This is a genomic window from Variovorax sp. J22R115 (assembly GCF_030317005.1).
In the GTDB taxonomy this organism is placed as follows: Bacteria; Pseudomonadota; Gammaproteobacteria; order Burkholderiales; family Burkholderiaceae_C; genus Variovorax.
In genome coordinates, this window is record NZ_JASZYM010000003.1 from 361680 (window position 1) to 384920 (window position 23241).

General features: G+C 66.4%; 23 protein-coding genes. 8 read left to right on the plus strand and 15 right to left on the minus strand.

Annotated elements, in window-relative coordinates:
- Nucleotides 1-32 precede the first annotated feature (32 nt).
- Nucleotides 33-818, plus strand: coding sequence for an IclR family transcriptional regulator C-terminal domain-containing protein (locus tag QTI04_RS07065; RefSeq protein ID WP_286605462.1), 786 nt, complete (start codon nucleotides 33-35; stop codon nucleotides 816-818).
- Nucleotide 819: 1 nt separating this feature from the next.
- Here the strand turns inward: QTI04_RS07065 and QTI04_RS07070 are convergent, their stop codons facing one another.
- The 3 genes from QTI04_RS07070 to QTI04_RS07080 all read right to left on the minus strand — a co-directional run bounded on the left by QTI04_RS07070 (nucleotide 820) and on the right by QTI04_RS07080 (nucleotide 4582).
- Nucleotides 820-2229: an MFS transporter gene (locus tag QTI04_RS07070; protein WP_286605463.1), complete on the minus strand. Its 1410-nt coding sequence runs from the start codon at nucleotides 2227-2229 to the stop codon at nucleotides 820-822.
- 225 nt (nucleotides 2230-2454) lie between these two features.
- Nucleotides 2455-3147 (minus strand): hypothetical protein, encoded by a 693-nt coding sequence (locus tag QTI04_RS07075; protein ID WP_286614697.1) that lies wholly within the window; start codon nucleotides 3145-3147, stop codon nucleotides 2455-2457.
- A gap of 28 nt (nucleotides 3148-3175) precedes the next feature.
- The gene (locus tag QTI04_RS07080; RefSeq protein ID WP_286614698.1) at nucleotides 3176-4582 is read right to left on the minus strand and encodes a selenium-binding protein SBP56-related protein; all 1407 of its coding nucleotides are present in this window, start codon (nucleotides 4580-4582) and stop codon (nucleotides 3176-3178) included.
- A 293-nt stretch (nucleotides 4583-4875) separates the two neighbouring features.
- On the opposite strand from QTI04_RS07080, the gene QTI04_RS07085 reads away from it, so the two are divergent.
- From QTI04_RS07085 to QTI04_RS07105, 5 genes are read left to right on the plus strand one after another with little or no spacing between them, the layout of a single operon-like run.
- Complete coding sequence (locus tag QTI04_RS07085; protein WP_286614700.1) at nucleotides 4876-6120, plus strand: ROK family protein; 1245 nt, start codon at nucleotides 4876-4878, stop codon at nucleotides 6118-6120.
- Nucleotides 6113-7660, plus strand: coding sequence for a sugar ABC transporter ATP-binding protein (locus tag QTI04_RS07090; protein ID WP_286605471.1), 1548 nt, complete (start codon nucleotides 6113-6115; stop codon nucleotides 7658-7660). The genes QTI04_RS07085 and QTI04_RS07090 overlap by 8 nt, the downstream gene beginning before the upstream one ends.
- Nucleotides 7661-7682: 22 nt before the next feature.
- Nucleotides 7683-8696: a ribose ABC transporter permease gene (locus QTI04_RS07095; protein WP_286605472.1), complete on the plus strand. Its 1014-nt coding sequence runs from the start codon at nucleotides 7683-7685 to the stop codon at nucleotides 8694-8696.
- Nucleotides 8697-8737: 41 nt separating this feature from the next.
- Nucleotides 8738-9679: an ABC transporter substrate-binding protein gene (locus tag QTI04_RS07100; protein ID WP_286614701.1), complete on the plus strand. Its 942-nt coding sequence runs from the start codon at nucleotides 8738-8740 to the stop codon at nucleotides 9677-9679.
- A gap of 14 nt (nucleotides 9680-9693) precedes the next feature.
- Nucleotides 9694-10620, plus strand: coding sequence for a carbohydrate kinase (locus QTI04_RS07105; protein WP_286614702.1), 927 nt, complete (start codon nucleotides 9694-9696; stop codon nucleotides 10618-10620).
- Nucleotides 10621-10635: 15 nt separating this feature from the next.
- Here QTI04_RS07105 and QTI04_RS07110 read toward each other — a convergent pair whose 3' ends face one another.
- The 8 genes from QTI04_RS07110 to QTI04_RS07145 form a co-directional block, all read right to left on the minus strand.
- Entirely contained in the window at nucleotides 10636-11811 is a 1176-nt protein-coding gene (locus QTI04_RS07110; protein ID WP_286605476.1) for an MFS transporter, read from the minus strand.
- On the minus strand, nucleotides 11811-12935 hold the full coding sequence (gene aroC, locus QTI04_RS07115; protein WP_286605478.1) for a chorismate synthase: 1125 nt from the start codon (nucleotides 12933-12935) through the stop codon (nucleotides 11811-11813). Before aroC ends, QTI04_RS07110 begins: the two co-directional genes overlap by 1 nt.
- Nucleotides 12936-12942: 7 nt before the next feature.
- Nucleotides 12943-14505: an MFS transporter gene (locus QTI04_RS07120; RefSeq protein WP_286614704.1), complete on the minus strand. Its 1563-nt coding sequence runs from the start codon at nucleotides 14503-14505 to the stop codon at nucleotides 12943-12945.
- A complete protein-coding gene (locus tag QTI04_RS07125) occupies nucleotides 14502-14876 on the minus strand; it encodes a YciI family protein (protein WP_286614706.1) in 375 nt (124 codons plus the stop codon). Before QTI04_RS07125 ends, QTI04_RS07120 begins: the two co-directional genes overlap by 4 nt.
- Nucleotides 14873-15244: a YciI family protein gene (locus tag QTI04_RS07130; protein WP_286614707.1), complete on the minus strand. Its 372-nt coding sequence runs from the start codon at nucleotides 15242-15244 to the stop codon at nucleotides 14873-14875. The genes QTI04_RS07125 and QTI04_RS07130 overlap by 4 nt, the downstream gene beginning before the upstream one ends.
- A gap of 129 nt (nucleotides 15245-15373) precedes the next feature.
- On the minus strand, nucleotides 15374-16636 hold the full coding sequence (locus QTI04_RS07135; RefSeq protein WP_286614708.1) for an RNA polymerase sigma factor: 1263 nt from the start codon (nucleotides 16634-16636) through the stop codon (nucleotides 15374-15376).
- The gene (locus QTI04_RS07140) at nucleotides 16633-17103 is read right to left on the minus strand and encodes an SRPBCC domain-containing protein (RefSeq protein ID WP_286614709.1); all 471 of its coding nucleotides are present in this window, start codon (nucleotides 17101-17103) and stop codon (nucleotides 16633-16635) included. The genes QTI04_RS07135 and QTI04_RS07140 overlap by 4 nt, the downstream gene beginning before the upstream one ends.
- The gene (locus tag QTI04_RS07145) at nucleotides 16992-17441 is read right to left on the minus strand and encodes a helix-turn-helix transcriptional regulator (protein ID WP_286614710.1); all 450 of its coding nucleotides are present in this window, start codon (nucleotides 17439-17441) and stop codon (nucleotides 16992-16994) included. Before QTI04_RS07145 ends, QTI04_RS07140 begins: the two co-directional genes overlap by 112 nt.
- 107 nt (nucleotides 17442-17548) lie before the next feature.
- Here QTI04_RS07145 and QTI04_RS07150 point away from each other — a divergent pair, with 107 nt between their 5' ends.
- Nucleotides 17549-17971, plus strand: coding sequence for a cupin domain-containing protein (locus tag QTI04_RS07150; protein WP_286605490.1), 423 nt, complete (start codon nucleotides 17549-17551; stop codon nucleotides 17969-17971).
- A 79-nt stretch (nucleotides 17972-18050) separates the two neighbouring features.
- The gene (locus tag QTI04_RS07155; RefSeq protein ID WP_286572427.1) at nucleotides 18051-18623 is read left to right on the plus strand and encodes a GbsR/MarR family transcriptional regulator; all 573 of its coding nucleotides are present in this window, start codon (nucleotides 18051-18053) and stop codon (nucleotides 18621-18623) included.
- A 3-nt stretch (nucleotides 18624-18626) separates the two neighbouring features.
- On the opposite strand, the gene cydX is transcribed toward QTI04_RS07155, so the two are convergent.
- The 4 genes from cydX to QTI04_RS07175 are packed head-to-tail and all read right to left on the minus strand — an operon-like array spanning nucleotide 18627 to nucleotide 23214.
- Nucleotides 18627-18749: a cytochrome bd-I oxidase subunit CydX gene (gene cydX / locus QTI04_RS07160; protein WP_286572428.1), complete on the minus strand. Its 123-nt coding sequence runs from the start codon at nucleotides 18747-18749 to the stop codon at nucleotides 18627-18629.
- A gap of 34 nt (nucleotides 18750-18783) precedes the next feature.
- The gene (gene cydB, locus QTI04_RS07165; protein WP_286605492.1) at nucleotides 18784-19938 is read right to left on the minus strand and encodes a cytochrome d ubiquinol oxidase subunit II; all 1155 of its coding nucleotides are present in this window, start codon (nucleotides 19936-19938) and stop codon (nucleotides 18784-18786) included.
- A 15-nt stretch (nucleotides 19939-19953) separates the two neighbouring features.
- Nucleotides 19954-21564: a cytochrome ubiquinol oxidase subunit I gene (locus tag QTI04_RS07170; protein ID WP_286605493.1), complete on the minus strand. Its 1611-nt coding sequence runs from the start codon at nucleotides 21562-21564 to the stop codon at nucleotides 19954-19956.
- 36 nt (nucleotides 21565-21600) lie between these two features.
- Nucleotides 21601-23214: an amino acid ABC transporter ATP-binding/permease protein gene (locus QTI04_RS07175; RefSeq protein ID WP_286614872.1), complete on the minus strand. Its 1614-nt coding sequence runs from the start codon at nucleotides 23212-23214 to the stop codon at nucleotides 21601-21603.
- Between the last annotated feature and the right edge of the window lie 27 nt (nucleotides 23215-23241).

Sequence of the window (23241 nt, forward strand, 5' to 3'; positions counted from 1 at the left end):
CGAACGATTTCAGGGTTTCTCCCGAAGCACGCATGACCACAGACCTGTCCCCTGCCCCGTTGGGCCTCGACAAGCGCGACTGGATCGCCGGACTGGAGCGCGGCGTATCGATCATCGAAGCCTTCGATGACGAACATCCCCGCATGACCGCCAGCGAGGCGGGCCAGCGCACGGGCATGACACGCACCGCCGCGCGCCGCTATCTGCTCACCTTGCAGCACATGGGCTATGTGGCGAGCGACGGCAAGCTCTTCTGGCTCACGCCGCGCGTGCTGCGCCTGGGGCAGTCGTATCTGGAATCGGCCCGGCTGCCGCGCATCGTGCAGCCCTTCCTGCAGCGTGTCGCGGCTGGCACGCACGAGATCGCCTATCTCAGCGTGATGGATGGCGACGAAGTGGTCTACATCGCGCGCAACGGCCCGAACCGCAGCATGAGCACCGGCTATGTGCTGGGCGCGCGCGTGCCGGCGCAGGTAACGGCTGCCGGCATGCTGATGCTCGCGATGCGCAGCGACGAGGAGCGCAGCGCGTGGCTCGCGGCGCGGGAACTGGCCGTCTTCACGCCACACACCATTTCGAGCAAGGAGCGCATGAAGCTGGAACTCGCGCGCATCCAGGCCCAGGGCTGGGCGCTGTCCGAGCAGCAACTCGACTTGAACTCTCGCGGCATCGCGGTGCCGCTGCGAGACCGTCGCGGCGACCTGGTGGGTGCGCTCAATGTGACCATGCCGATGGGTCATGAAAGCAGCGAAGACGCGGTTGCCCGCGTCTTGCCAGTTTTGCGCGAAACCGCGCAGGCCATGAGGAGCTTGATCTAGCTTACGCAACCGCCTTGCTCAGCCTCGCCTCGGCCAGGGTCTTCTCGCGCAGGCGCTCGTAGTCCTGCTTGGGCACCGGTACCGCGTTCGGGTTGCCCAGGTCCTTCATGTGGACGCGATAGGTTTCGCGTGCACTCAGGACGGCCAGCGCCGAGATGATCGTGATGCCGAAGGTGAGCGCGCCGATCGTCAGCGGAATGTTGGTCGCGCCGGGAGGCGCCACGGCGACGAAGAGAGCGGGCAACAGGGCTGTGGCGGCAGTGCCGAGGTTCTGCGAGATGGCCATGGCCGAAACCCGCGTGCGCGTGGGGAACAACTCCGGATAAAAGCTCGGGAACACGGCGTTGTAGCCCTGGTACACGATGCCCCACATGAGCAGCGACATGACGATCGCCATCGGCACGTTGTGGATGCTGATCGCATAGAGATAGCCGAAAGACAACAGCCCCGCACCCAGCGCACCGATGATGATGGGCGGCTTGCGTCCGACCTTGTCGGAGAGGTTGCCGATGTACGGGATGACGAGGACCGCGAGGATGTTGCCGAGCACCGGAATCCAGAGATAGATGTCCTTCTCGAAGCCGATCCCATAGGCGGGCTGGACCGCGTAGGCAGCGCCGAAGACGGTCGCGACCACCGGGATGACGTTCATCAACGACGCGCAGATGACGCGGAGCATGTCGCGCCAGTTGTTCGTCAGCGCCTCGACGACCGGCGCCTTCTGCACCTCGCCCTGGCGGACTTCCTCTGCGAAGGCAGGGGTTTCATCCACTTCGCGGCGAATGATGTAGCCCGCGATGATCACCACGAAGCTCAGCAGGAACGGAATGCGCCAACCCCACGAGAGGAACGCATCCTGGGGCATGTAGTGCGCGAGTGGCAGGAACACCGCGGCGGCCAGGATCTGGCCGGCCTGCACGCCCTGCAGGCTGAAGCTGGCGAAGAAGCCGCGGCGGCCGAAGGGTGCGTGCTCGAGGATCATCGAACTCGCGCCGGAGATTTCGCCGGCGACGGCAAAGCCCTGGACCAGGCGCAATGCGACGAGGAGCGCCGGGGCGAGCAGGCCCACCTGGCTGTAGGTCGGCAGCAGGCCGACGGCGATGGTCGAGAACCCCATCAGGAACATGCACACGATCAGCACGTGCTTGCGGCCGCGGGTGTCCCCCCAGTGGCCCAGGACGAAGGCGCCGATGGGCCGTGCGATGTAGCCCACGCCGTAGGTCGCCAGCGACGCGATGATGGCGATCTTCGGATTGCCCGACGGGAAGAAGATCTGCGGAAAAATCAGCGACGCCGCGGTGGCGTAAATGAAGAAGTCGTAGTACTCCAGCGCGGAACCGATCCAGCCGCTGGCGGCTGCCTTCCTGGACTGGTGTCGGCCTTGCGGCTCATGATCCGTGGCGATGCTCATTTGTCTCTCCGATAGGGGGTGAATTCGATGGGTCTGTAAACAATCGGGACGGGATTTCAGTCGATGAATGAACTGAAGGTCGCGACTGTGAAGCGGCGGGCGCTTATTCACAACGCTGCCGAGACGTCCGCTGATCGATCATCGAACGCGGTTGTTCACTGTTCGCGCAGAGTCAGGGTTTGTACCAGGAATTCGGCGCCCCTCGGCGCCTGAGCCCGAGCCCGATCAAGCCCAGACGGCAGCCACAACCGCAGCGGCACCCGAGGCGATCAGCGCCAGCGCCCAGACCGTATCGAAATCGAGCCATGCAGTCCGCAGCGCGCGCAAGCCGAGATAGCGGTAGACCACCCAGGCGATTCCCAGGCCCGAGGCGATCATCGCGATGCTGTGGACGAGCGAAACCGTGATCGCGATCCCCACGCTCGAACGCATCAGCGACATCATGGATTCATGGTCGAAGTTGCTGAAGGCCATTGCGGCCTCCACCTTGCCCGCTGGAAGCGGCTCGCACAGCCCGAGGAGGATCGGCAGCAGCATCAGCGCGGCGCCGTGCGCCGTCGCCATGAGGAAGGACCACAGCGCCAGTTGAGTGGGCCGGATGCGTCCTGACCATCGATGACGATGCGGCAGCACCAGTCGCGAGACGCCGAACAGCATGACCCCTGCGCCGACGCCGATGCGGATCTCCTGCCCCCATTGCAGCATCCACGCGAGCATCGCGAAAGGCACGAGCACGAGCGCCGTTGCGAGCAGGTGCCCGACGCCCAGCGGCACCCAGGTGGCGAACACCGCGGTATTGCGCTTTTCGCCCAGGCCATTGGCCACCGCGAGCGGCCAGCCCATGGCGGGGTTCAGGCCGTGGTAGATCCCTATCGCCACCACGCCGGCCCAGAGGGACGCCGTTGCCGCAACGCTCACGATGGACCCGGCATCGGCTCGATCCGCCTCAGGCCGACGGATAGCAGAACGAATCGGTCGAGCAGTCGCCGCCCTGCAGGCGGATCTGGTGCGCGCCGTAGTCCGCGCCGAAATCGACGACGAACTTCTTGTCCAGCTCGATGCCGCCGTCCTTGCCGACGTTGCACATGACCTGCCGACCCGGTATGCCGTCGGGATAGAACTGCGTGTCCCACTTGCTGTAGAGCGAATTGGTGAAGTACACGCGCTTGCCATCGCGGCTGATCTCGGTCATCTGCGGCCCGCCGCCGAAGGCCGAGCCGTTCGGATGCGGGGTGTGCTCCGCGATGCCACCGATGCGCACGCTGCCGGCCAGGCGCGGATTCATCGGATCGGTCACCTCGTACTGGCGCAACTCGCCCGTGCCCCAGCACGCGACGTAGAGGAATCGATCGTCCAGCGAGAGGTCGATATCGCTGATCAGCGGCGGCACGGCGCCGAATCCCTTGAGCAGTTCCGGCAACAGCGACGCATCGGCGGGCTCCGGCGGAATGACCGCCGTCTTCTTCGCATGGAACTCGCCGCCTTCGCGCCACCATGTCCAGATCGAGCCTTCGAGGTTGGTGGTGTCGACCACCACGCCGACGAAGCCGTACTCGCGTGTCGGATCGTGCGCAGGCCGGATTTCCAGCGCCATCTGGTGGTTGGCGCCCAGGTCGATGGTCTGCGCATGCCGACGCGCCCGCAGGTCCCAGAAATGAAGCTGATGGCCGTAGCGATTGCCCAGCAGGTCCTCGGCGACGATGCCGTTCTCGAACTGCGGCGGCAGGCCCCATTCACTCGACACCATGTAGTCGCGCGGCAGGTTCCACCAGAAGTCGTAGTGCAGTTTCTGCGGGCCGCGGTCGATCTCCCATTTGCCGAGGATCTCGAAGCTTTCGCAGTCCATCAGGAACACGCCGGGCGGCCCCTCCGTCCCGTCCGCGCCGGCCCCGCCGAGCGTGCTGATGTAGAGACCTTCTGGTCCGCAATGCACCGTGTGCGGACGCGAGTAGCCCGTCTTGCGAACAACCTCCTCGGGCTCGATCACCCGCACGATCGTGGGGCGCGCCGGATCGGGCTGCGTGTCGACGACGTAGACCCGCGATGAGCGTATGCCCGGGATGATCAGATAGCGACGCTTCAGGAAGGCATGGCCCGACATCGGCGACAGCGCCGAGCTGCACGCGTTCCAGCCGAAGTGGTGGAACTCGTCGCCGCGGTTCGGCATGTCGAGCCGGTGCAGCACCGTGCCGTAGGTCTTGGAGGATGGGTCGACGTCAACGACCGCCAAGGCATCGGGACGGGAGGCGTCCGGCGAGAGTAGCGCCGTGTAGGCGATGCGCTCGGGCTCGGCTTCCATCGCGAGGCGCGGCGAGGGATGGAAGGTGGGGTCGGTTCTCAGAGATTCGAGCATGACAGGCTCCTCCAGAGGTTTTCGACGTGACCGGTCTGGCGACAGAGTGGTCGCGCGACAGTATGCGCGCCGCGAGCTAACGCCGGTAGCCCTTCCGTGCATCACAAAGTGAGCACCGATACCGTGATGACGCCTAGGCGCCGCTCGGACGCCGTGGCGGCCCCGAATACATACTTTCTTGCATTTTCTCGGGTTAACCCCCAAGGCCATGAAACCGCTCGCTCCTACTATTTATTCAACTTGAATTAATTAATGACGCACGGCTCAGCAGCCGCGGCGGCAGGAGACAGCCAGTGAAATCAGTCGGTCCCGGTCGAGGCACGAATTCGGTCAACCTCCGCCTCTACAACGAGCGCACGCTGCTACAGCGTCTGCGCCGTGCCGGCGAGGCGTCGAAGGCGGACCTGGCCCGCTGGGCACAACTGACGAACACGGCAGTCGGCAGCATCGTGCAATCGCTGGAAGAGTCGCGGCTGATCGAGCCGGCCGGCCGGCGGCAGGAAGGCCAGCGCGGCCAACCCGCGGGGCTCTACCGCATCAACCCCGAAGGCGCCTACGGCATCGGCGTGCGGCTGGACCGCACGAGCATCGAAACGGTGCTGATCGATCTCGGCGGCAAGATCCTGGCGCGCGAGGCGCACGACCTGCTGCTCCCCCACCCCGACCAGGCGCTCGCGCTGGTCCGCAAGGACGTCGGCCGGATGCTGACCGTCCTCGACACGGCGCAGCGCCGCCGCCTCATGGGTGTCGGCCTCGCCCAGCCGTACAACCTCGGCAGCTGGCTGCGCGAACTCGACCTCAAGGCGGACTTCCGCATCTGGGACGAAGTGGACTTCGGCACCCTGCTCGCGCAGGCAGTGGAACAGCCTGTCTTCAAGGAAAACGACGGCAACGCGGCAGCGATCGCCGAGATGTTCTTCGGCGTCGGGCGCGAGGAAAGCGACTTCCTCTACGTCTTCATCGGTGCGGCCCTGGGCGCAGGCGCGGTGATCGGCGGCGAGAGCCTGCGTGGCAGCAGCGGCAACGCGGCCGACCTCGGGCTGATGCCGGTGCCGCCCAGTCGCCTGGCTTCAGCGCCGGCGTCGGACCGGCGCTGGGACATCCTGCTCTCGCGCGCATCACTCAATTCGCTGGCGCGCCATCTGCGGCATAGCGGCGTCACGGTGCACGGCCATGCGGACCTGGAAGCCTGCGTGCAGTCGGACAGCGCCGAAGTGCGCGAATGGCTCGACGACTGCGTGGATGCGCTGGTGCCCTCGATCCGCGCATCGCTCGCCGTGCTCGACCTGCCGGCGGTGGTGATCGACTGCGACATCGACAGCGGCATCGTCAGCGAACTGATGAAGCGCGTCGATGCCGGCTTGCGGCTGATCGCGCCCGAGGCGCGGCAGACGCCTCGCATCCTGCGCGGCACCTTCCGCGCGGACGCCGGTGCCATCGGCGCCGCGAGCCTGCCCATGTTCTTCAACTTCTCACCGCGCGCCGATGTGCTGCGCGGCCGTCCGCACCCCGCCAACCAGGAGACCGCCAATGCCTGACTCCCCCACTGCGCTGCTCGAACTGCGCAAGATCTCGAAAACGTTCCCGGGCGTCAAGGCGCTGCAGGATGTTCGCCTCAGCGCTCGCGCCGGCCACGTGCACGCGCTGATGGGCGAAAACGGCGCCGGCAAGTCGACGCTGATGAAGGTGCTGTCGGGCGCCTACATGCCCGACCCCGGAGCGGAGATCCTGATCGACGGCAAGCCGGTCCACATCGACGGCCCGCTCGCGGCCAAGAACCTCGGCGTCTCGGTGATCTACCAGGAACTCAGCCTCGCACCCAACCTGACCGTGGCAGAGAACATCTACATGGGCCGCCCCTTGCGCCGCGGCGGCCTGGTGGATCGCGCCGGCATGGCCAGCGCCTGCGAGGCCACCCTGCAGCGCCTCGGCGCGGATTTCGTCGCGGCAACGCGTGTGGCGACGCTATCGATCGCGCAACGCCAACTGGTCGAAATCGCCCGCGCAGTGCATTTCGACTGCCGCATCCTGGTGATGGACGAACCCACCACGCCTCTCTCGACCCACGAGACCGATCGTCTCTTCGCGCTGATTCGCCGCCTGCGCGACGAAGGCCTCGCGATCCTCTACATCAGCCACCGCATGGACGAGATCGACGAGCTGGCGGACGAGGTCACGGTGCTGCGCGACGGCACCTACGTCGGCACGCTGGATCGCGCCGAACTCTCGCGAGACAAGCTGGTGAAGATGATGGTGGGCCGCGACCTGTCGGGCTTCTACCGCAAGGAACACCACGGCCAGCACACCGGCGCCAAGGCGCTCACGGTGCGCGGACTCAGCGATGGCCGGCGAGTGCACGGCTGCAGCTTCGAGCTGCACTCGGGCGAGGTTCTGGGCCTGGCAGGGCTGGTGGGCGCAGGCCGCACCGAACTGGCGCGCCTGATTTTCGGCGCCGATCCGCGCACCGGCGGCGAGGTTTCGCTGAACGGCGCCGGCGCGGTGCTCAACATCCACAAGCCGATCGATGCGATCCGCTCCGGCATCCTCTATCTCACCGAGGACCGCAAGGGGCAAGGCCTGTTCCTGGATCTCTCGGTGCGCGACAACATCAACGTGATGGTGTGCCCGCGCGACGCGAATGCGGGCGGCGTCATGGACGGCAAGCGCGCGGCGCAACGAGCGCGCGACGCGATCTCGCAGCTGTCCATCCGTGTGGCGTCGGCCCGGGTCAACGTCGGCTCCCTCTCGGGCGGCAACCAGCAGAAGGTGCTGCTCGCGCGCCTGCTCGAACTCGCGCCGCGCGTGCTCATCCTGGACGAGCCGACCCGGGGCGTCGACATCGGCGCCAAGAGCGAGATCTACCGGCTCATCGACGAGTTGGCACGGCGCGGCGTCGCGGTGCTGGTGATCTCGAGCGAGTTGGCCGAGGTGGTCGGCATTTGCGACCGCGTGATCGTGATGCGTGAAGGCCACCTCGTCGGCGAGGTCGGCGGCGGCAGCGGACAGCCCATCACCCAGGAAAACATCGTCGCGCTCGCCACCGGCGCGGTTCCCACCCACACACCGACGCTTCACTGAGACGGCCCACTGGAGACACGCAATGAACAAGCAAGCATCGCCCGCCATCGCGGCGACGGAGAACCCCGCCCTGCCCTCCGCGTTGCGCGGCGCCACGGGCAAGGAAATCATTCGCGCACTCGGCATGCTGCCGGTGCTCATCCTGCTGTGCATCGGCTTCAGCTTCTCGAGCGACAACTTCTTCAGCTTGCAGAACCTGTCGATCATGACGCAGCAGGCGTCGATCAACATCGTGCTCGCGGCCGGGATGACTTTCGTGATCCTCACGGGTGGCATCGACCTGTCGGTCGGCTCCATCCTCGCCGCGTCGGCCGTGGTGGCGATGCTGGTGTCGAACTTTCCACAGTTCGGCATGCTCGGCATCGCCGCGGGGCTCGCCTGCGGGCTGCTGTTCGGGCTGATCAACGGCGTGCTGATCGCATTCGTCAAGCTGCCGCCCTTCATCGTCACGCTGGGTTCGTTGACCGCGGTGCGCGGCATCGCACGGCTGATCGGCAACGACACGACGGTGTTCAACCCGCAACTGCCCTTTGCCTTCATCGGAAATGGCGAGGTGCTGGGCGTGCCCTGGCTCGTGATCATCGCCTTCGCGGTGGTGGCGCTGTCGTGGTTCATCCTGCGGCGCACGGTGCTGGGCCTGAACATCTACTCGGTCGGCGGCAACCCGGAGGCCGCTCGGCTCGCGGGGATCAAGGTCTGGGCGGTCCTGCTGTTCGTGTACTGCACCTCGGGGCTGCTGTCGGGACTGGGCGGCGTCATGGCCTCGGCACGGCTCTATGCGGCCAACGGGCTGCAGCTCGGCGCTTCCTATGAACTCGACGCGATCGCGGCCGTGATTCTTGGCGGCACCAGCTTCGTCGGCGGCACCGGCTCGATCCTCGGCACGCTGATCGGCGCGCTGATCATCGCGGTGCTCACCAACGGCCTGATCCTGATGGGTGTCTCGGACATCTGGCAGTACATCGTCAAGGGCCTCGTGATCATCGGCGCCGTCGCCCTCGATCGCTATCGCCGCAAGGATTCCGCAAGGACCTGACCTCATTCACTCACTCAACTCAACCACACGGAGACTCACTCATGCGTACCAAGCAACTCTTCGCTCTCGCCGCCATTGCCGCTGCCTTCGCCCTGCCCGTGGCGCACGCCCAGCAGAAGGAATTCAAGAACGTGGGCATCACGCTCGGCTCGATGGGAAACCCCTTCTTCGTCTCGCTCGCCAAGGGTGCGGAAGCGAAGGCCAAGCAGTACAACCCCAACGCCAAGGTCACGGCGCTGTCGGCCGACTACGACCTGAACAAGCAGTTCTCGCAGATCGACGGCTTCATCTCCGCCGGGTCGGACCTGATCCTCGTCAACGCGGTGGACGCCAAGGCGATCGAACCCGCGCTGATGAAGGCGAAAAAGGCCGGCATCGTGGTGGTCGGCGTCGACGTGGCGGCCAACGGTTCGGACGCGACGGTGCAGACCAACAACGTGCAGGCCGGCGAGATCGCCTGCCAGTTCATCGTCGAGAAGCTCGGCGGCAAGGGCAACGTGATCATCCAGAACGGGCCACAGGTCTCGGCCGTGATCGACCGCGTCAACGGCTGCAAGACGGTGCTCAAGAAGAGCCCCGACATCAAGGTGCTTTCGGATGACCAGGACGCGAAGGGCTCGCGCGAAGGTGGACTCAACGTGATGCAGAACCACCTGACGCGTTTTCCGAAGATCGACGCCGTCTTTGCCATCAACGATCCGCAAGCCGTCGGCACCGACCTCGCGGCCAAGCAACTCAACCGCAAGAACATCATCATCACCTCGGTCGACGGCGCACCGGACATCGAGACCGCGCTCAAGGCCGACACCCAGGTGCAGGCATCGGCCAGCCAGGACCCGTTCATGATTGCGCAGAAGGCGGTGGAGATCGGGCGCGACATCCTCAACGGAAAGAAGCCGGCTGAACAGATGACCCTGCTGCCGTCGACGCTGATCACGCGCGCCAACGTCAAGGACTACAAGGGCTGGCAAGCACCCCGCTGAGCAGGAGATCCGCCATGTTCGTGGTTTGCGGCGAAGCGCTGATGGATGTCTACATGGGTGAGGCCACGTCCACCGGCATGACGCTGGACGCGCGCATCGGCGGTTCACCGCTCAATGTGGCGCAGGGGCTCGCGCGGCTGGCGCGGCCGGTAGCCTTCCTGACCGGGCTGTCGACCGATGCGCTCGGCGAGCGGCTGCTCGCGTCGCTCCGGTCCGAGGGCGTCGACACCTCGCTGATCCTGCGCAGCGAGGCACCGAGCACGCTGAGCGTGGTGAGCGTGGATGCCAGCGGCGTTCCGCGCTACGCCTTCCACGGCAACGGCGCGGCGGACCGGCAGATCACGCACGACACGCTGCCCGCTCTGCCGCCGGCCACGCGGGTGCTGCAGTTCGGCTCCTATGCCCTGGCGGTCGAGCCGGTGGGCAGCGCCCTGCGCGCGCTGGCAGCACGCGAGCGCGATCGGCGGCTGATCGCCTACGACCCGAACGTGCGACTCAATGTCGAGCCCGACCTCACGCACTGGCGGGCGGTGGTCGAGTCCATGGTGTCGATTGCGCACCTGGTGAAGGTGAGCGACGAGGACCTGGGCCTGCTCTACCCGGCGGAGACGCCGGAGCAGGTCGCCGCCCGCTGGCTCGCGCAAGGCGCCGCGCTGGTGGCGGTGACGCGCGGTAGGCATGGCGCGAGTGCGTGGACGCGGGCTGCGCAGGCTGCCGCTGCGTCACCCGAGACGAAAGTGGTCGACACCGTCGGCGCGGGCGATACCTTCCAGGCGGCCCTCCTGACCTGGCTCGACGAGCATGACGCGCTCACGCCCGAAGCGCTGTCGGCGCTCGACAGCGGATCGCTCGACGCCCTGCTTCGCTTTGCGGCACGCGCTGCAGCGATCACCTGCTCGCGACGCGGCGCGGACATGCCGCGGCGGGCTGAGTTGGACTGAGGGCCTGGCCCAGGGTCAGGCCTGGGCGTCCACTCTTTGCGCTCGCCACGCACACATGCTCGCCACCGCAGCCAGCACCGTCGCGACCGAGAACATGACCACGTAGCCAAACCGCTGCGCAATAGCGCCGCCCGCCAGCACACCAAGCACGCCGCCGAAGCCATACCCGATCACGGTGAACAGCGCCTGCCCGCGCCCTCGCAGTCGTCCCGGGAAGTGGCGCGACACCATGGCGATGCAGGCGGTGTGATGGGCCGCGAACGAGAGCGCGTGCAACGCCTGCGCCACCACGAGCGCCCAGATCCACTGCCCGCAGGCCGCGGTGATGGCCATGCGCACAACGGCTGCAATGCCGCACAGAAGGAGCCAGCGCGGCATCGCCATCAGGCCCAAGAGCCGCCCTTGCAGGAAGAACCACGCGATCTCGGCGACGACCGACAGCGCCCACAACAAGCCGATCGTGCCTTTGCCGTAGCCGAGCGAATCGAGGTATAGCGACAGGAAGCCGTAGACCGCGAAGTGCGCCATCACGTGAAAGAACAGCGAGACGAAGAACCAACGCACTGCCGGCACTCGCAGCACAGGCCCGACTGGCTCCTTGGCCTGAGCGTGGGCTGTCACCGGCTCGCGAACGTCGGGCAGCCGCCATGTCGCGATCAACACGATGGCGAGCGTGCCGCCGGCCCATGCCGGAAAGTGGCGCATGCCGAAGCGCTCGAACCATTCGCCGGCGAAGAACACGGTGACCAGGAAGCCGGCCGAGCCCCACAGGCGGATACGCCCGTAGCGGCCCCAGTCCCCGGCGACCAGATGCGCCATCGCCGCCTCGGTCAGGGACATCATCGAACTCGTGTGCGTGAACATCACGAGCAGCACCAGCCCCAGCCACCATGCCCCACCGTTCCACCACAGGCCGAAGGACGACACCAGCGCCACAGCCGCGCTAAAGCGCAGCAGCTTCACGCGTTCGCCCGTGTGATCGCTGAGCGCGCCCCACGCGTAGGGCGCGAAGACACGCGTGACCGACTGCACCGACGTCAGCAGGCTGATGACGAAAATCGGCAAGCCCAGTTCCTTCAGCCACAGCGGAAGGTACGGGTTGAAGAAACCGATGTGAGCGAAATAGCTCGCCGAAAGCGCCGCAAAGGCCAGCAGGTGGCCGCGGCCACCCGCGACTTGCGGGGCGGACACTAGAGGAAGGACGCCTGGGGCGACGGGGACTCGGCGCCGGGCGACGTCGGGTCCTGCTGCATGTTCACTTCGCCGCACTGCGCGCGATTGCGCAAAGCGTGCTCCATCACGACCAGGGCGAGCATCGCCTCGGCGATCGGCGTCGCGCGGATGCCGACGCAGGGGTCATGACGGCCCTTGGTCACGACCTCGACCGGCTGATTGTTGACGTCGACGGACTGGCGTGGGCTGATGATCGAGCTGGTCGGCTTGATCGCGATGCTCACTTCGAGGTCCTGCCCCGTGCTGATGCCGCCGAGCACGCCGCCCGCGTTGTTGGTCACGAAGCCCTCGGGCGTGATCGAGTCGCCATGCGTGGTGCCGCGCTGCGTGACGCTGGCAAAGCCGGCGCCGATCTCGACGCCCTTGACGGCGTTGATGCCCATCATGGCCCAGGCGATGTCGGAATCCATCTTGTCGAAGAGCGGCTCGCCGAGGCCGACGGGCACCTTCGAGGCGGTCACGCGGATGCGCGCGCCGCAGGAGTCGCCGGCCTTGCGCAGCGCGTCCATGTAGGCCTCGAGCTGCGAGACGTCGGCGACGGGCGCGAAGAAGGGGTTGTTCGGCACGTGGTCCCAGCTTTCGAAGGGAATCACGATGTCACCGATCTGCGCCATGCACCCGCGGAATACGGTGCCGTACTTTTCGAACAGCCACTTCTTGGCGACTGCACCGGCAGCCACCATCGGCGCCGTCAGGCGCGCCGAAGACCGACCGCCGCCGCGCGGATCGCGAATGCCGTATTTCTTGAAGTAGGTGAAGTCGGCATGGCCGGGGCGGAACTGCTGCGCGATCTGGCCGTAGTCCTTGCTGCGCTGGTCGGTGTTCTGGATCAGCAGCGCGATCGGCGTGCCGGTGGTTTTGCCTTCATAGACGCCGCTGAGGATCTGCACCGCATCGGGTTCGTTGCGCTGCGTCACGTGGCGGCTGGTGCCGGGGCGGCGGCGGTCGAGGTCGCCCTGGATGTCGGCCTCGGTGAGCGCCATGCCGGGCGGGCAGCCGTCGATGACGCATCCGATCGCGGGTCCGTGGGATTCGCCGAAGTTGGTCACCGCGAAAAGGGTGCCGAAGGTATTGCCGCTCATGCGGGGATTATCCCAACAAAGTCGCTTGCCCTTGCGTCGAGGCTGGCGCGGGCGGCGTTCCGACCCCGCGCAGCATGATCGCGGCCAGCAGTGCGGCCGCCAGCGCCACTGCTGCGCTGATGGACGCCGTCGTCTCGAAGGCCTGCGCGAACGCCTCGCGGGATGCCTCCATCAACCGGTCGCCCGCCGCTCCGGCCAGCCCTGCCGCCACGTCCGCCGCCGCACCCAGGCTGGAACGTGCGGCTTCGGCTGCCGCGGGCGGCACGCCGGCCAGCGAGGACTCCGACAGCGCATGCCTGTAGACGCCGACGATCACGCTTCCCAGCACGGCGATGCCAAGCGCGCCGCCGAGTTCCGAACTGGTCTCGGAGATCGCCGACGCCGCACCGGCGCGCTCCGGCGGCGCGGTTCCCACCAGCATGTCGACCGCCAGCGTGAAGACGAAGGACAGCCCCAGCGACAGGATCACGTAGCCGACGATGAGCATCGGCAAGCCGTTCTCCCGATCCAGCCCCGCCAAGAGCCCGCAGCCGGCAGCGGCAAGCACCAGCCCTCCCGCCACGACGAAGCCCGGACGTACCCGCCGCACGATGCGCGGAACGAGGTTGGACCCCACGATGAAGGCCAGGCTCGACGACACCGACCACAGGCCCGCCTTGAGCGGCGACAACCCGAGCACGAGCTGCAGGTACTGCGCAATCAGAAGAAAGGCAGCAAAGCCGACGAAGAAGCCCAGTGTGTTGATGAGCAGCGCCGCACTGAAGGCTGGCGCGCGGAAAAGCCGCAGGTCGATCAACGGGTCGGCCAGCCTCCCCTGGCGCCGAATGAAAGCGAAGCCGATCGCGACTCCCGCGGCCATCACCCCGACCGGGAGCGCGCCCATTCCCGCCTCGGCGATGCGCTTGAGTCCGTAGATGACAGCCAGCACGGCGACAAGGGACAGTGCCGCGCTCGGCAGATCGAGCCGGCCGGACTTTTCGTCGCGGTACTCGGGCAGGAGCAAGGGACCGAGCACGAGCAGCAGCGCCATGACCGGCACGCCCACCAGGAACACCGAGCCCCACCAGTAGTGCTCCAGCAGCAAGCCGCCGACCAACGGGCCGATGGCGCCGCCGACCGCAAAGCTCGCCACCCAGATGTCGATCGCGACGGTGCGTTCTTCCGCATCGAGAAACATGTTGCGGATCAGCGAGAGCGTCGACGGCGCGAGCGTGGCGCCCGCTATGCCCAGCAGCGCCCTCGTGGCGATCAACATCTCCGAACTGGTCGAGAAGGCGGCGAGCACCGATGCGATGCCGAAGCAGGCCGCGCCGATCAGCAGCAGCTTGCGCCGCCCGATGCGGTCACCGAGCGTGCCCATCGTGATCAGCGATCCCGCGAGCATGAAGCCGTAGATGTCCACGATCCACAACATCTGCGCGCTGGTGGGGCGCAGCGCCGCGCTCAGGTGGGGCACCGCCAGGTTGAGGACCGTCAGGTCCATCGAATAGAGCAGGCACGGCAGTGCGATGACGGCAAGGCCGATCCATTCGCGCGCCGCGGCCTTGGGGTTTGCTTTGGCGGAGTTCATCGCGCGTCTCCCTGGGCATCGCCACGCGGCGCGGACACGGGCCGCACCTCAATGCTGCCCACGCACGCCGATGGAATGCCTGCCGCCATGCGCACGGCCTCCTCGTCGCTCGCAGCCTCGACGAGGTAGAAGCCGCCGAGCTGCTCATTGGTTTCGGCGAAAGGACCATCCGTCACGGACAACTTGCCGTTGCGCATGCGGACGACCACGGCCTTGTCGGATGACTCCAACCCTTCGGAGGCGATCAGGTTCCCGCTTGCGCTCAACCGGTCGTCGTAGTCGAGGTGCGCATTCACGAAGGCCGGCAGCTCGTCGGGCGGGATCGCGTTCATCTGCGCGTTGGTCGCGAAGATCATGCAGAGGTATCTCATGACGCGCTCCCTTGCAGGCGCTCGACCTTGGCGATGGGCCGCACTTCGATGCTGCCCATGCGCGCCAGCGGAATCTTCGCTGCGATCTGGATCGCCGCGTTGAGGTCTTTGGCTTCGACGAGGATGAAGCCGCCGAGCTGCTCTTTGGTCTCGACGAAGGGCCCGTCCGTCTGCGAGGTCCTTCCTCGCCGCACTTGCACGACCTTGGCGTTCTTCACGCGCTGCAACGCATCCGCAACGACCAGCTGACCACGCGACTTGAGTTCTTCGTCGTAGGCGATCGATTCGGCGGCGAGCGCAGCGCTCGAGCTGTCGGAAAACGCATCGAGCAGCGCTTCGTCGAAGTAGACCAGGCACAGGTATTTCATGGGCATCTCCAGAGCTTCGAGTGATAGGACACCCACTGGTCGATTGGCAGGCCCCTGAATCGACATTCGTCGATCGATACGCGCTCGAAAATTTGTATCGGCATGCATCGCCTGCCCTGCCCTGCAAGCCTAAGCCGGCAATGACGCCAATCGTCTTTCCAGGAACTTCCGCTCCGGCGCCTGCCGGGCGAGCGTCAGCGCACGTTCGTAGGCCGCGCGAGCCTGCGCCGTGCGACCGAGGCGGCGGCAGAGGTCCGCGCGCGCTGCGTGGGCAAGGTGGTAGTCCCCAAGTTCGCCACGCGCGAGGATGCCGTCGATCAATGCCAGGCCTGCCGCCGGTCCGTCGCGCATCGCGATCGCGACGGCACGGTTGAGTTCCACCACCGGTGAGGGCTCGGCTCTCGACAGAACCTCGTAGAGACCGACGATCTGTGCCCAATCGGTCGCGGCCGCGTCGGCCGCCTCGGCATGCACGGCTGCAATCGCAGCCTGCAGCGTGTACGGACCGAAGCGGCGCGACGACAAGGCGTGCGCCACCAACGCCATCCCTTCCGCGATCAGCTCCCGGTTCCAGAGGCTGCGGTCCTGCTCGTCGAGCAGCACCACATCGCCGGAGGCGGACGTGCGCGCGGCACGTCGCGATTCGTGCAGCAGCATGAGCGCCAGCAGGCCCATGGCCTCGGGCTCCGGAAGCAGGTCGAGCAAGAGCCGCCCCAGCCGGATCGCCTCGGCGGACAGATCGGGTCGCGTCAGCGTCTCGCCCGAGGATGCGGCATAGCCTTCGCTGAACACCAGGTAGACGACGCGCAGCACGGCATCCAGTCGGTCCGGCAGGTCGGCCGCCGAAGGCACCTGGTACGGAATGCCCTCGTCGCGGATCCTCGCCTTGGCGCGAACGATGCGCTGGGCCATCGTGGGCGCCGGCACCAGAAAGGCGTTGGCGATGTCTTCCGTCGCGAGACCGCATACCTCGCGCAGCGTGAGCGCTACCTGCGCGTCCGGTGTCAGCGCGGGGTTGCAGCAGGTGAAGACCAGACGAAGGCGATCGTCCTCGAGCAATTCCGCGTCGTCGTCCCATGCGGGAGCGGCATCGATGGCCGTCTCGACGGCATCCGCCGCGTCATCCCAGGCTTCGAAGCGCGCACGGCGGCGGATGGCATCGATGGCCTTGAAGCGCCCCGCCGACACCAGCCAAGCCCGTGGATGCGCCGGTACACCCTCCGTCGGCCACTGTTCGAGAGCGGCGCGGAAGCCGTCGTGCAACGCTTCCTCGGCCAGATCGAAATCGCCCAGTAGCCGGACCAGCGTGGCAAAGATGCGGCGCGATTCGTCGCGGTACACCGCGTCCACCGTTTCGCGCACGCCATCCGACGCGACCGGCCGCGGGTTCATCCGTCGGCTCTCGCGCGGCCGAGCAAGACTTGCAGCTTCACCAGGGAGCCGGTCCAGCCGTGGTTGTGCCCATCGCGCGCGGCCTCGTCGAAGAAGTCCTCGTGCCTCAGCGTCAACTCGGTGCCACGACCGGCGGGCTCGATCGACACCGTGACACGCGACACGCGCTCTGGCGTGGTGACCCAGGACCAGCTGAACACGAGCTTTCGGTCGGGCACGATCTCGCGGTAGAGGCCGCTGACCTCATGGCGCTCGCCGTCGGCAGCAACCATCACGACGCGAAATCCGCCGCCGATGCGCAGGTCGACCTCGGCGACGGGCACCGCAACGATCTCCTCAGGTCCGAACCACTGCTTCAGCGCTTGTGGCTCGGTCCACGCCCGCCAGACTTTGTCGGGGGAGGCGTCGAAGTGGCGTCGGAGGGTGAGCGAGGGGCGCTCTTCGTCGCGGGTGGCTGGGCTCGCCATGCGGTCTCCTCTTGGTGATACAGGAAGCGGGCCAGCGCGTCGAGGCGTCCGGCCCAGAACTTTTCATAGCGAGACAACCACACGGCGGCCTCCTGCATCGGCTGAGGGGACAGCTCGCATCGCACGATGCGGCCCTCCTTCGTGCGGGACACCAGTCCGGCGTTCTCGAGCACCCGCAGGTGCTTCATGAAGCCGGTGAGCGACATGCCGTGCGGCTGTGCAAGTTCGGTCACGGTGAGGCCGCCACCCTCCCCGAGTCGTTCGAGCACCGACCGGCGCGTCGAATCGGAGAGCGCGGCAAAGATGGCATCGAGAGTGCCGTCGTCAGAGTGAACCATACGGTTGAGTTTCAAAGCGCGACGAACCGATGTCAAGGCAATTTCTGGAATGGTTTATGCGTGCTGCGGCGCAGCATCCCTACCTTCAAAACCTCCGAGGAGCGCACATGCTGGACCGTACCGACACGAAGTTCTCCCACGTCAAGCCCGGCGACACCGAGTTCGTCTCGGGCGGGTTGCGCGACTTCTTCCTGTACCGCGACCTTGGCATCGCAGAGGCCACCCATGGCAAGGTGATCGCGCACCTCGTCAAGGCCAACATGGCACCGGAAACGGGCACCGGCTGGCACCGGCACGAGGCGGACTTCCAGATCGTCATCATGGTGAAGGGCTGGGCCCGCTTCATGTACGAAGACAAGGAAACGCTCGTCGAGGCCGGTGATGTCGTGCACCAGCGACCCGGCATCCGGCACTTTCTCTTCGACTACTCGCCCGACATGGAGTATCTGGAGATCGTCTCGCCGGCCGACTTCAAGAGCGTCGACGTCGAACCTGCCTGCGAGGTCCCGCCGCCCACGCCGTGGAAATAGTCAGATCCTTCAGGCCCGACGGGAAGAGACTCTTCAGTCTTTCTTGAAGCTTCAGGGAATTCGGACTGAAAATCGCTTGATGCCTACCCAGTCGCTCCCCCCGCTCAACCGTCAGTTCGTCGCCCACTTCGGAGAAATGGGCAGCAAGTGGGGCATTAACCGCACCGTCGGCCAGATCTATGCGCTGATCTTCATCTCCGAACGGGCGCTCAATGCGGACGAGATTGCCGAGTTGCTGGAGTTCTCGCGCTCCAACGTGAGCATGGGCCTGAAGGAACTGCAGGCATGGCGGCTGGTGCGCCTGCGCCATCACCCGGGCGACCGGCGCGAGTACTTCGAGGCGCCTTCCGACGTGTGGGAGATCTTCCGCGTCCTGGCCGAGGAACGGCGTCGCCGCGAGATCGAGCCCACGCTGTCGATGCTGCGGATGGCGCTGCTCGAAGAGCCCTCTTCCGACGAGGAACGCCATGCGCAGCAGCGCATGCGCGAAATGCACGATCTCATCGACCGGCTCATGAAGTGGTTCGACGACGTGCAGCGCCTCGCCCCCGAGACCGCCATGCAGCTCATGGGTATGGGCGCCACCGTGACCCGGGTCCTCGGGCTCAAGGACAGGTTGACCGGCGCCAAGGAAAAGAAGCCGGCTTCGTAGCGCCTATGGCTTGTTCAGTTTGTCTCGGCGGATGGCCTCGTCGTCCATCAGCTCGTACCACATCGCATTGAGCACCGCGAAGGTCGCGGCAAGGGGCAGCCCCAGGATCCAGGCGAAGTACCACATGAGTGAGTTCCTTGTTTGATTCTTGAAGGGCGGATCAGTAGGCGTGCCCGCGGTCTTCGCGGATCGCGTCGGCGTCCACCTTGCCTCGGAGCACGTAGTAGACCCAGCTCGTGTAGGCCACGATGATGGGAATGAAGATCGCGGTCACGACCAGCATGATGAAGAGCGTGAGGTGGCTGGACGACGAGTCGAACACGGTGAGGCTGGCGCGCGGATCGATCGACGACGGCAGGATGAACGGGAACATCGAGACGCCAACGCTGAGGATGATGCCTGCGATGCTCAAGCCGCTCGCCATCAGTGTCAGCATCTCCGCGCGCATGCGCAGCCCGAGCAACGCGACCAACGCGCCACCAAGGCCCAGCGCCGGAACGACATACAGCCACGGATACGCCGCATAGTTGGTGAACCACGCGCTCGCGTGCACTTCGACGGTCTTCAGCAAGGGATTCGAAGGACCGTCCGGCGGCAGCGAGCTCGTGACGCGAAAGCCGTCCACGAAGGACCACAGCATGAACCCGGCCAGCGCATAGAGAACGACGGTGGCTACCGCAGCGACGCTTCCGTAGGCCCGTGCGCGCTGGGCGACGAGGCCCTGTGTCTTCAATTGAAGCCACGCGCTGCCGTGCATCACGAGCATGGCGACGGACACCAGTCCGCACAGCAAGGCGAACGGATTCAGCAAGCCGAAGAAGGAGCCGTCGTAGAAGATGTGCATGTCCGGCCCGAAACGGAAGGGCACGCCCTTGAGCACGTTGCCCATCGCCACGCCGAAGATCAGCGAAGGCACGAAGCCACCGACGAACAGGGCCACATCCCAGCGCGCCTTCCATTTCGCATCGTCGCGCTTGCCCCGGAACTTGAAGGCCACGGGTCGCAATATGAGTGCGACGAGGATCGCGAACATCGCGAGGTAGAAGCCTGAGAACGAGACGGCATAGAGCTGCGGCCACGCCGCGAAGATCGCGCCTCCGCCGAGGATCAGCCAGACCTGGTTGCCCTCCCAGATCGGGCCGACGCTGTTGATGATCACGCGACGCTCGAGGTCGTTGCGGCCGGCAAACGGCAGCAGCATGCCGGTCCCCAGGTCGAAGCCATCGGTCACGGCAAAGCCGATCAGCAGCACGCCGAGCAGCAGCCACCAGACGACACGCAGGAATTCGTAGGAAAGCAGTGTGTGCAGGATCATGGTCGTGCTCCGGGTTCAGTCGGCGGAAAGGGGCGTGGACCGAAGTGCGGTCAGCTCGGGGTCGGCTTCGGCGCGGTAGACCGAGGGCGCCGGCACGGGATGTTCCTTCGGGCCCTTGCGGATCGCCTTGAGCATGAGCTTCATCTCGATGACGATGAGGATCGTGTAGACGAGCGCGAAGCCGAGGATGGTGATCAGCAGCGTGGTGGCGCCCAGATTCGACACGGCGACCGCGGTCGGAAGCACGCCTTCGATCACCCACGGCTGGCGTCCGACCTCGGCCACGATCCAGCCCAGCTCGGCGGCCAGCCACGGCAAGGGAATGGCGAAGACCGCCACCTTGAGGAGCCAGGGGTAGGCGTCGAGCTTGCGCCGTGCCGAGAGCACGAAGAAGGTGGCCGTGAGCACGATGAAGAACATGCCGAGCCCGACCATGATGCGGAAGGACCAGTACAGCTGCGCCACCGCGGGCACGGTGTCCTGGGCCGCCTGCGCGACCTGTTCGGGTGTTGCCTTCCGCGGGTCGTCCACGTAGCGCTTGAGAAGCAGCGCGTAGCCCAACGCGTGCCCGTTCTGCTCGAAGATGTTGCGGGCCGATTCCGGTACCGCGCCCGTGCTGCCGGCTTCGCGTATCTGCTGCAGGGCGTCGTAGGCCGAGATGCCGACGCGGATGTTCAACTCGGCGCGATGCACCAGGTCGTCGATGCCGGGAATCTCGGTGGTGAGAGAGCGCGTGCCGATCAGACCCAGCAGCATCGGGATATGAACGGCAAAGTGCGTCTCGCGGGTCCGCTGGTCGGGGAATCCGAAGGCCGTGAAGGCCGCTGGCGCGGGCTCGGTCTTCCACATCGCCTCCAGCGCGGCGACCTTCATCTTCTGGTGTTCGGTCGAGAGGTAACCGCTCTCGTCGCCCAGCAGGACCACCGAGAGGGAGGCCGCGAGGCCGAACGAGGCAGCCACCGTCATCGAGCGCTTCGCCAACTGCAGATGGCGGCCCTTCAGCACGTACCAGGCCGACACGCCGAGCACGAAGATGGACGCCACCGTGTAGCCCGCCGATACGGTGTGCACGAACTTGGCCTGCGCCACCGGGTTGACCAGCACCTCGAAGAAGTCCGTCACCTCCATGCGCAGGGTCTGCGGGTTGAAGGCTGCGCCCACGGGGTTCTGCATCCAGCCATTGGCGATCAGGATCCACAGCGCCGAAAAGTTGGAGCCGATGGCCACCAGCCAGGTGACGATCAGGTGGGCCACCTTCGACAACTTGTCCCAGCCGAAGAAGAACAGCCCGACGAAGCTCGCTTCGAGGAAGAAGGCCATCAGCCCTTCGATCGCGAGCGGCGCCCCGAAGACGTCGCCCACGTAGTGGCTGTAGTAGCTCCAGTTCATGCCGAACTGGAACTCCATGACGATGCCGGTTGCAACGCCCATCGCGAAGTTGATGCCGAAGAGCACGCCCCAGAACTTGGTCATGTCGCGCCAGATGGTGCGGCCGGTCATGACATAGACCGTCTCCATGATCGCGAGGAGCACGGCGAGGCCAATGGTCAGCGGGACAAACAGGAAGTGATACAGCGCCGTGAGGGCGAACTGCAATCGTGAGAGGGCGACGATGTCGAAGTCCATGGGGTTCCTTTCGTGTTCTTGCCTATCGCTCGTATCTCAGTCTGGCCGCAGCGCGCTCAGTGCGGCATCGAAGGCGGGGGTGCCGCGCTTCAGGTCCGCCGCGATGCGGCCTTCCTTCATGCAGACCAGGCGATCTGCCAGGGTGGCCTCGCGCCGCAGGTGGGTCGCGATCAGGAGCGTTTGACCTGCGGCTTGGACTTCGAGGCGCTGCAGCACATCGTGCGCCGTCGCAGTGTCCAACGCTTCGGTCGGCTCGTCCATCAGCCAAAAGGGTACGTTTCGCAGCAGCAGCCGTGCCAGCGCCAAGCGTCGCGACTGGCCGCCGGAAAGTCCCAGGCCGCCCTCGCCGAGCGGGGTATCGAGTCCCGAAGCCATCGCCTTCACTTCCTGCGCGAGGCCGGCCAATTGCAGCGCGCGCCAGATTCGGGCGTCGTCCGCATTGGGGTCGGCCAGCCTGAGGTTGTCGCGCAGGCTGTCCTGGAAAAGCTCCGTGCGTTGGGTCAGCAGGCAGTGCGGCTGGACACGGACGCTGCCGCATTGCAGCGGCAGTTCGCCCGCCAGCGCCGCGAGCAAGGTGGACTTGCCGGCGCCGCTGGGGCCTATGAGCGCTACACGCTCTCCTGAGGACAGAGTCAATGAGACCTTGTGCAATGCGGCGGTGCGACTACCGGGATGGGCCACAGTGGCTTCGGTCATTTGCAGTGCATAGCCTTCGCCGAGCATGCCGGTCACGGCCAGAGCGGGCGCCTCCTGCTGCGCCATGCGAGGCGCCAAGCGCCGGGCCGCCAACCAGGAACGACCGGCTTCGAGCGCGCCGCGACGCAAGGCGGCGAAGGGCTCGATGGCAGTCAGCGCAACCAACAGCGCGAGCGCCGCGGCCGGCGCTCCGATCGAGCCCTCGCCGACGAGCCAACCCACTGCGATCAGCACCCCTGCCAATGTCAGCGTGCCCGCCATGCCGTAGGCCATGCCTGTTCCGGCCTCCAGCCGATTGAGCACCAGGTCGGCCTGGGCCAGATGGCGATCCGCCGCGGCGAGCGCTTCGCACTGCGCATCGATCCTGCCGGCCATGACCAGTTCCGTCTGGCCCGCCACCAGATCCACGGCGCGCGCGCGCAAGGCTTCCATCGCCTGTGCACGCCGGACCGCGGCGGGCTGCGCACGCGCCGCGGCCACCAATGCGATGCCCCAGCCGGCGCCGATCAACCAGAGCGCGAGCGCCACGCCCATCCATGGGCTCATGAAGCCGAGCACGATGCCCGCCAACAATGCGGCGCCGAACGCTGCGCCGCCCGGCACGAGCATGCGCAGATAGAGCGACTCGAGCGCATCGATGTCGGCCGTGAGGCGGAACAGCAATCGCGCGGGACGTGCCAGCAATTGGCGCGCGGCATCGGGACGCGCCCATCCGCGGAAGAGCCGCTCGCGCAGTGCGGCGAGCACGGCGAAGGTGGCGTCATGGGTGACGAGCCGCTCACCGTAGCGCGATGCCGTGCGTCCCAGAGCGAGCAAGCGAATGCCTGCCGATGGCATGAACACGTCGAAGCGGATGGCCGTCATGGCGTTGAGACCCGCGAGCGCCGTGGCGGTGATGAACCATCCCGAGAGACCCAGCAGCGCCATGCCCATCAACACGGTCAGCGCAGCCATCGCAGCACCCAGCGCGAGCCGGCCGGG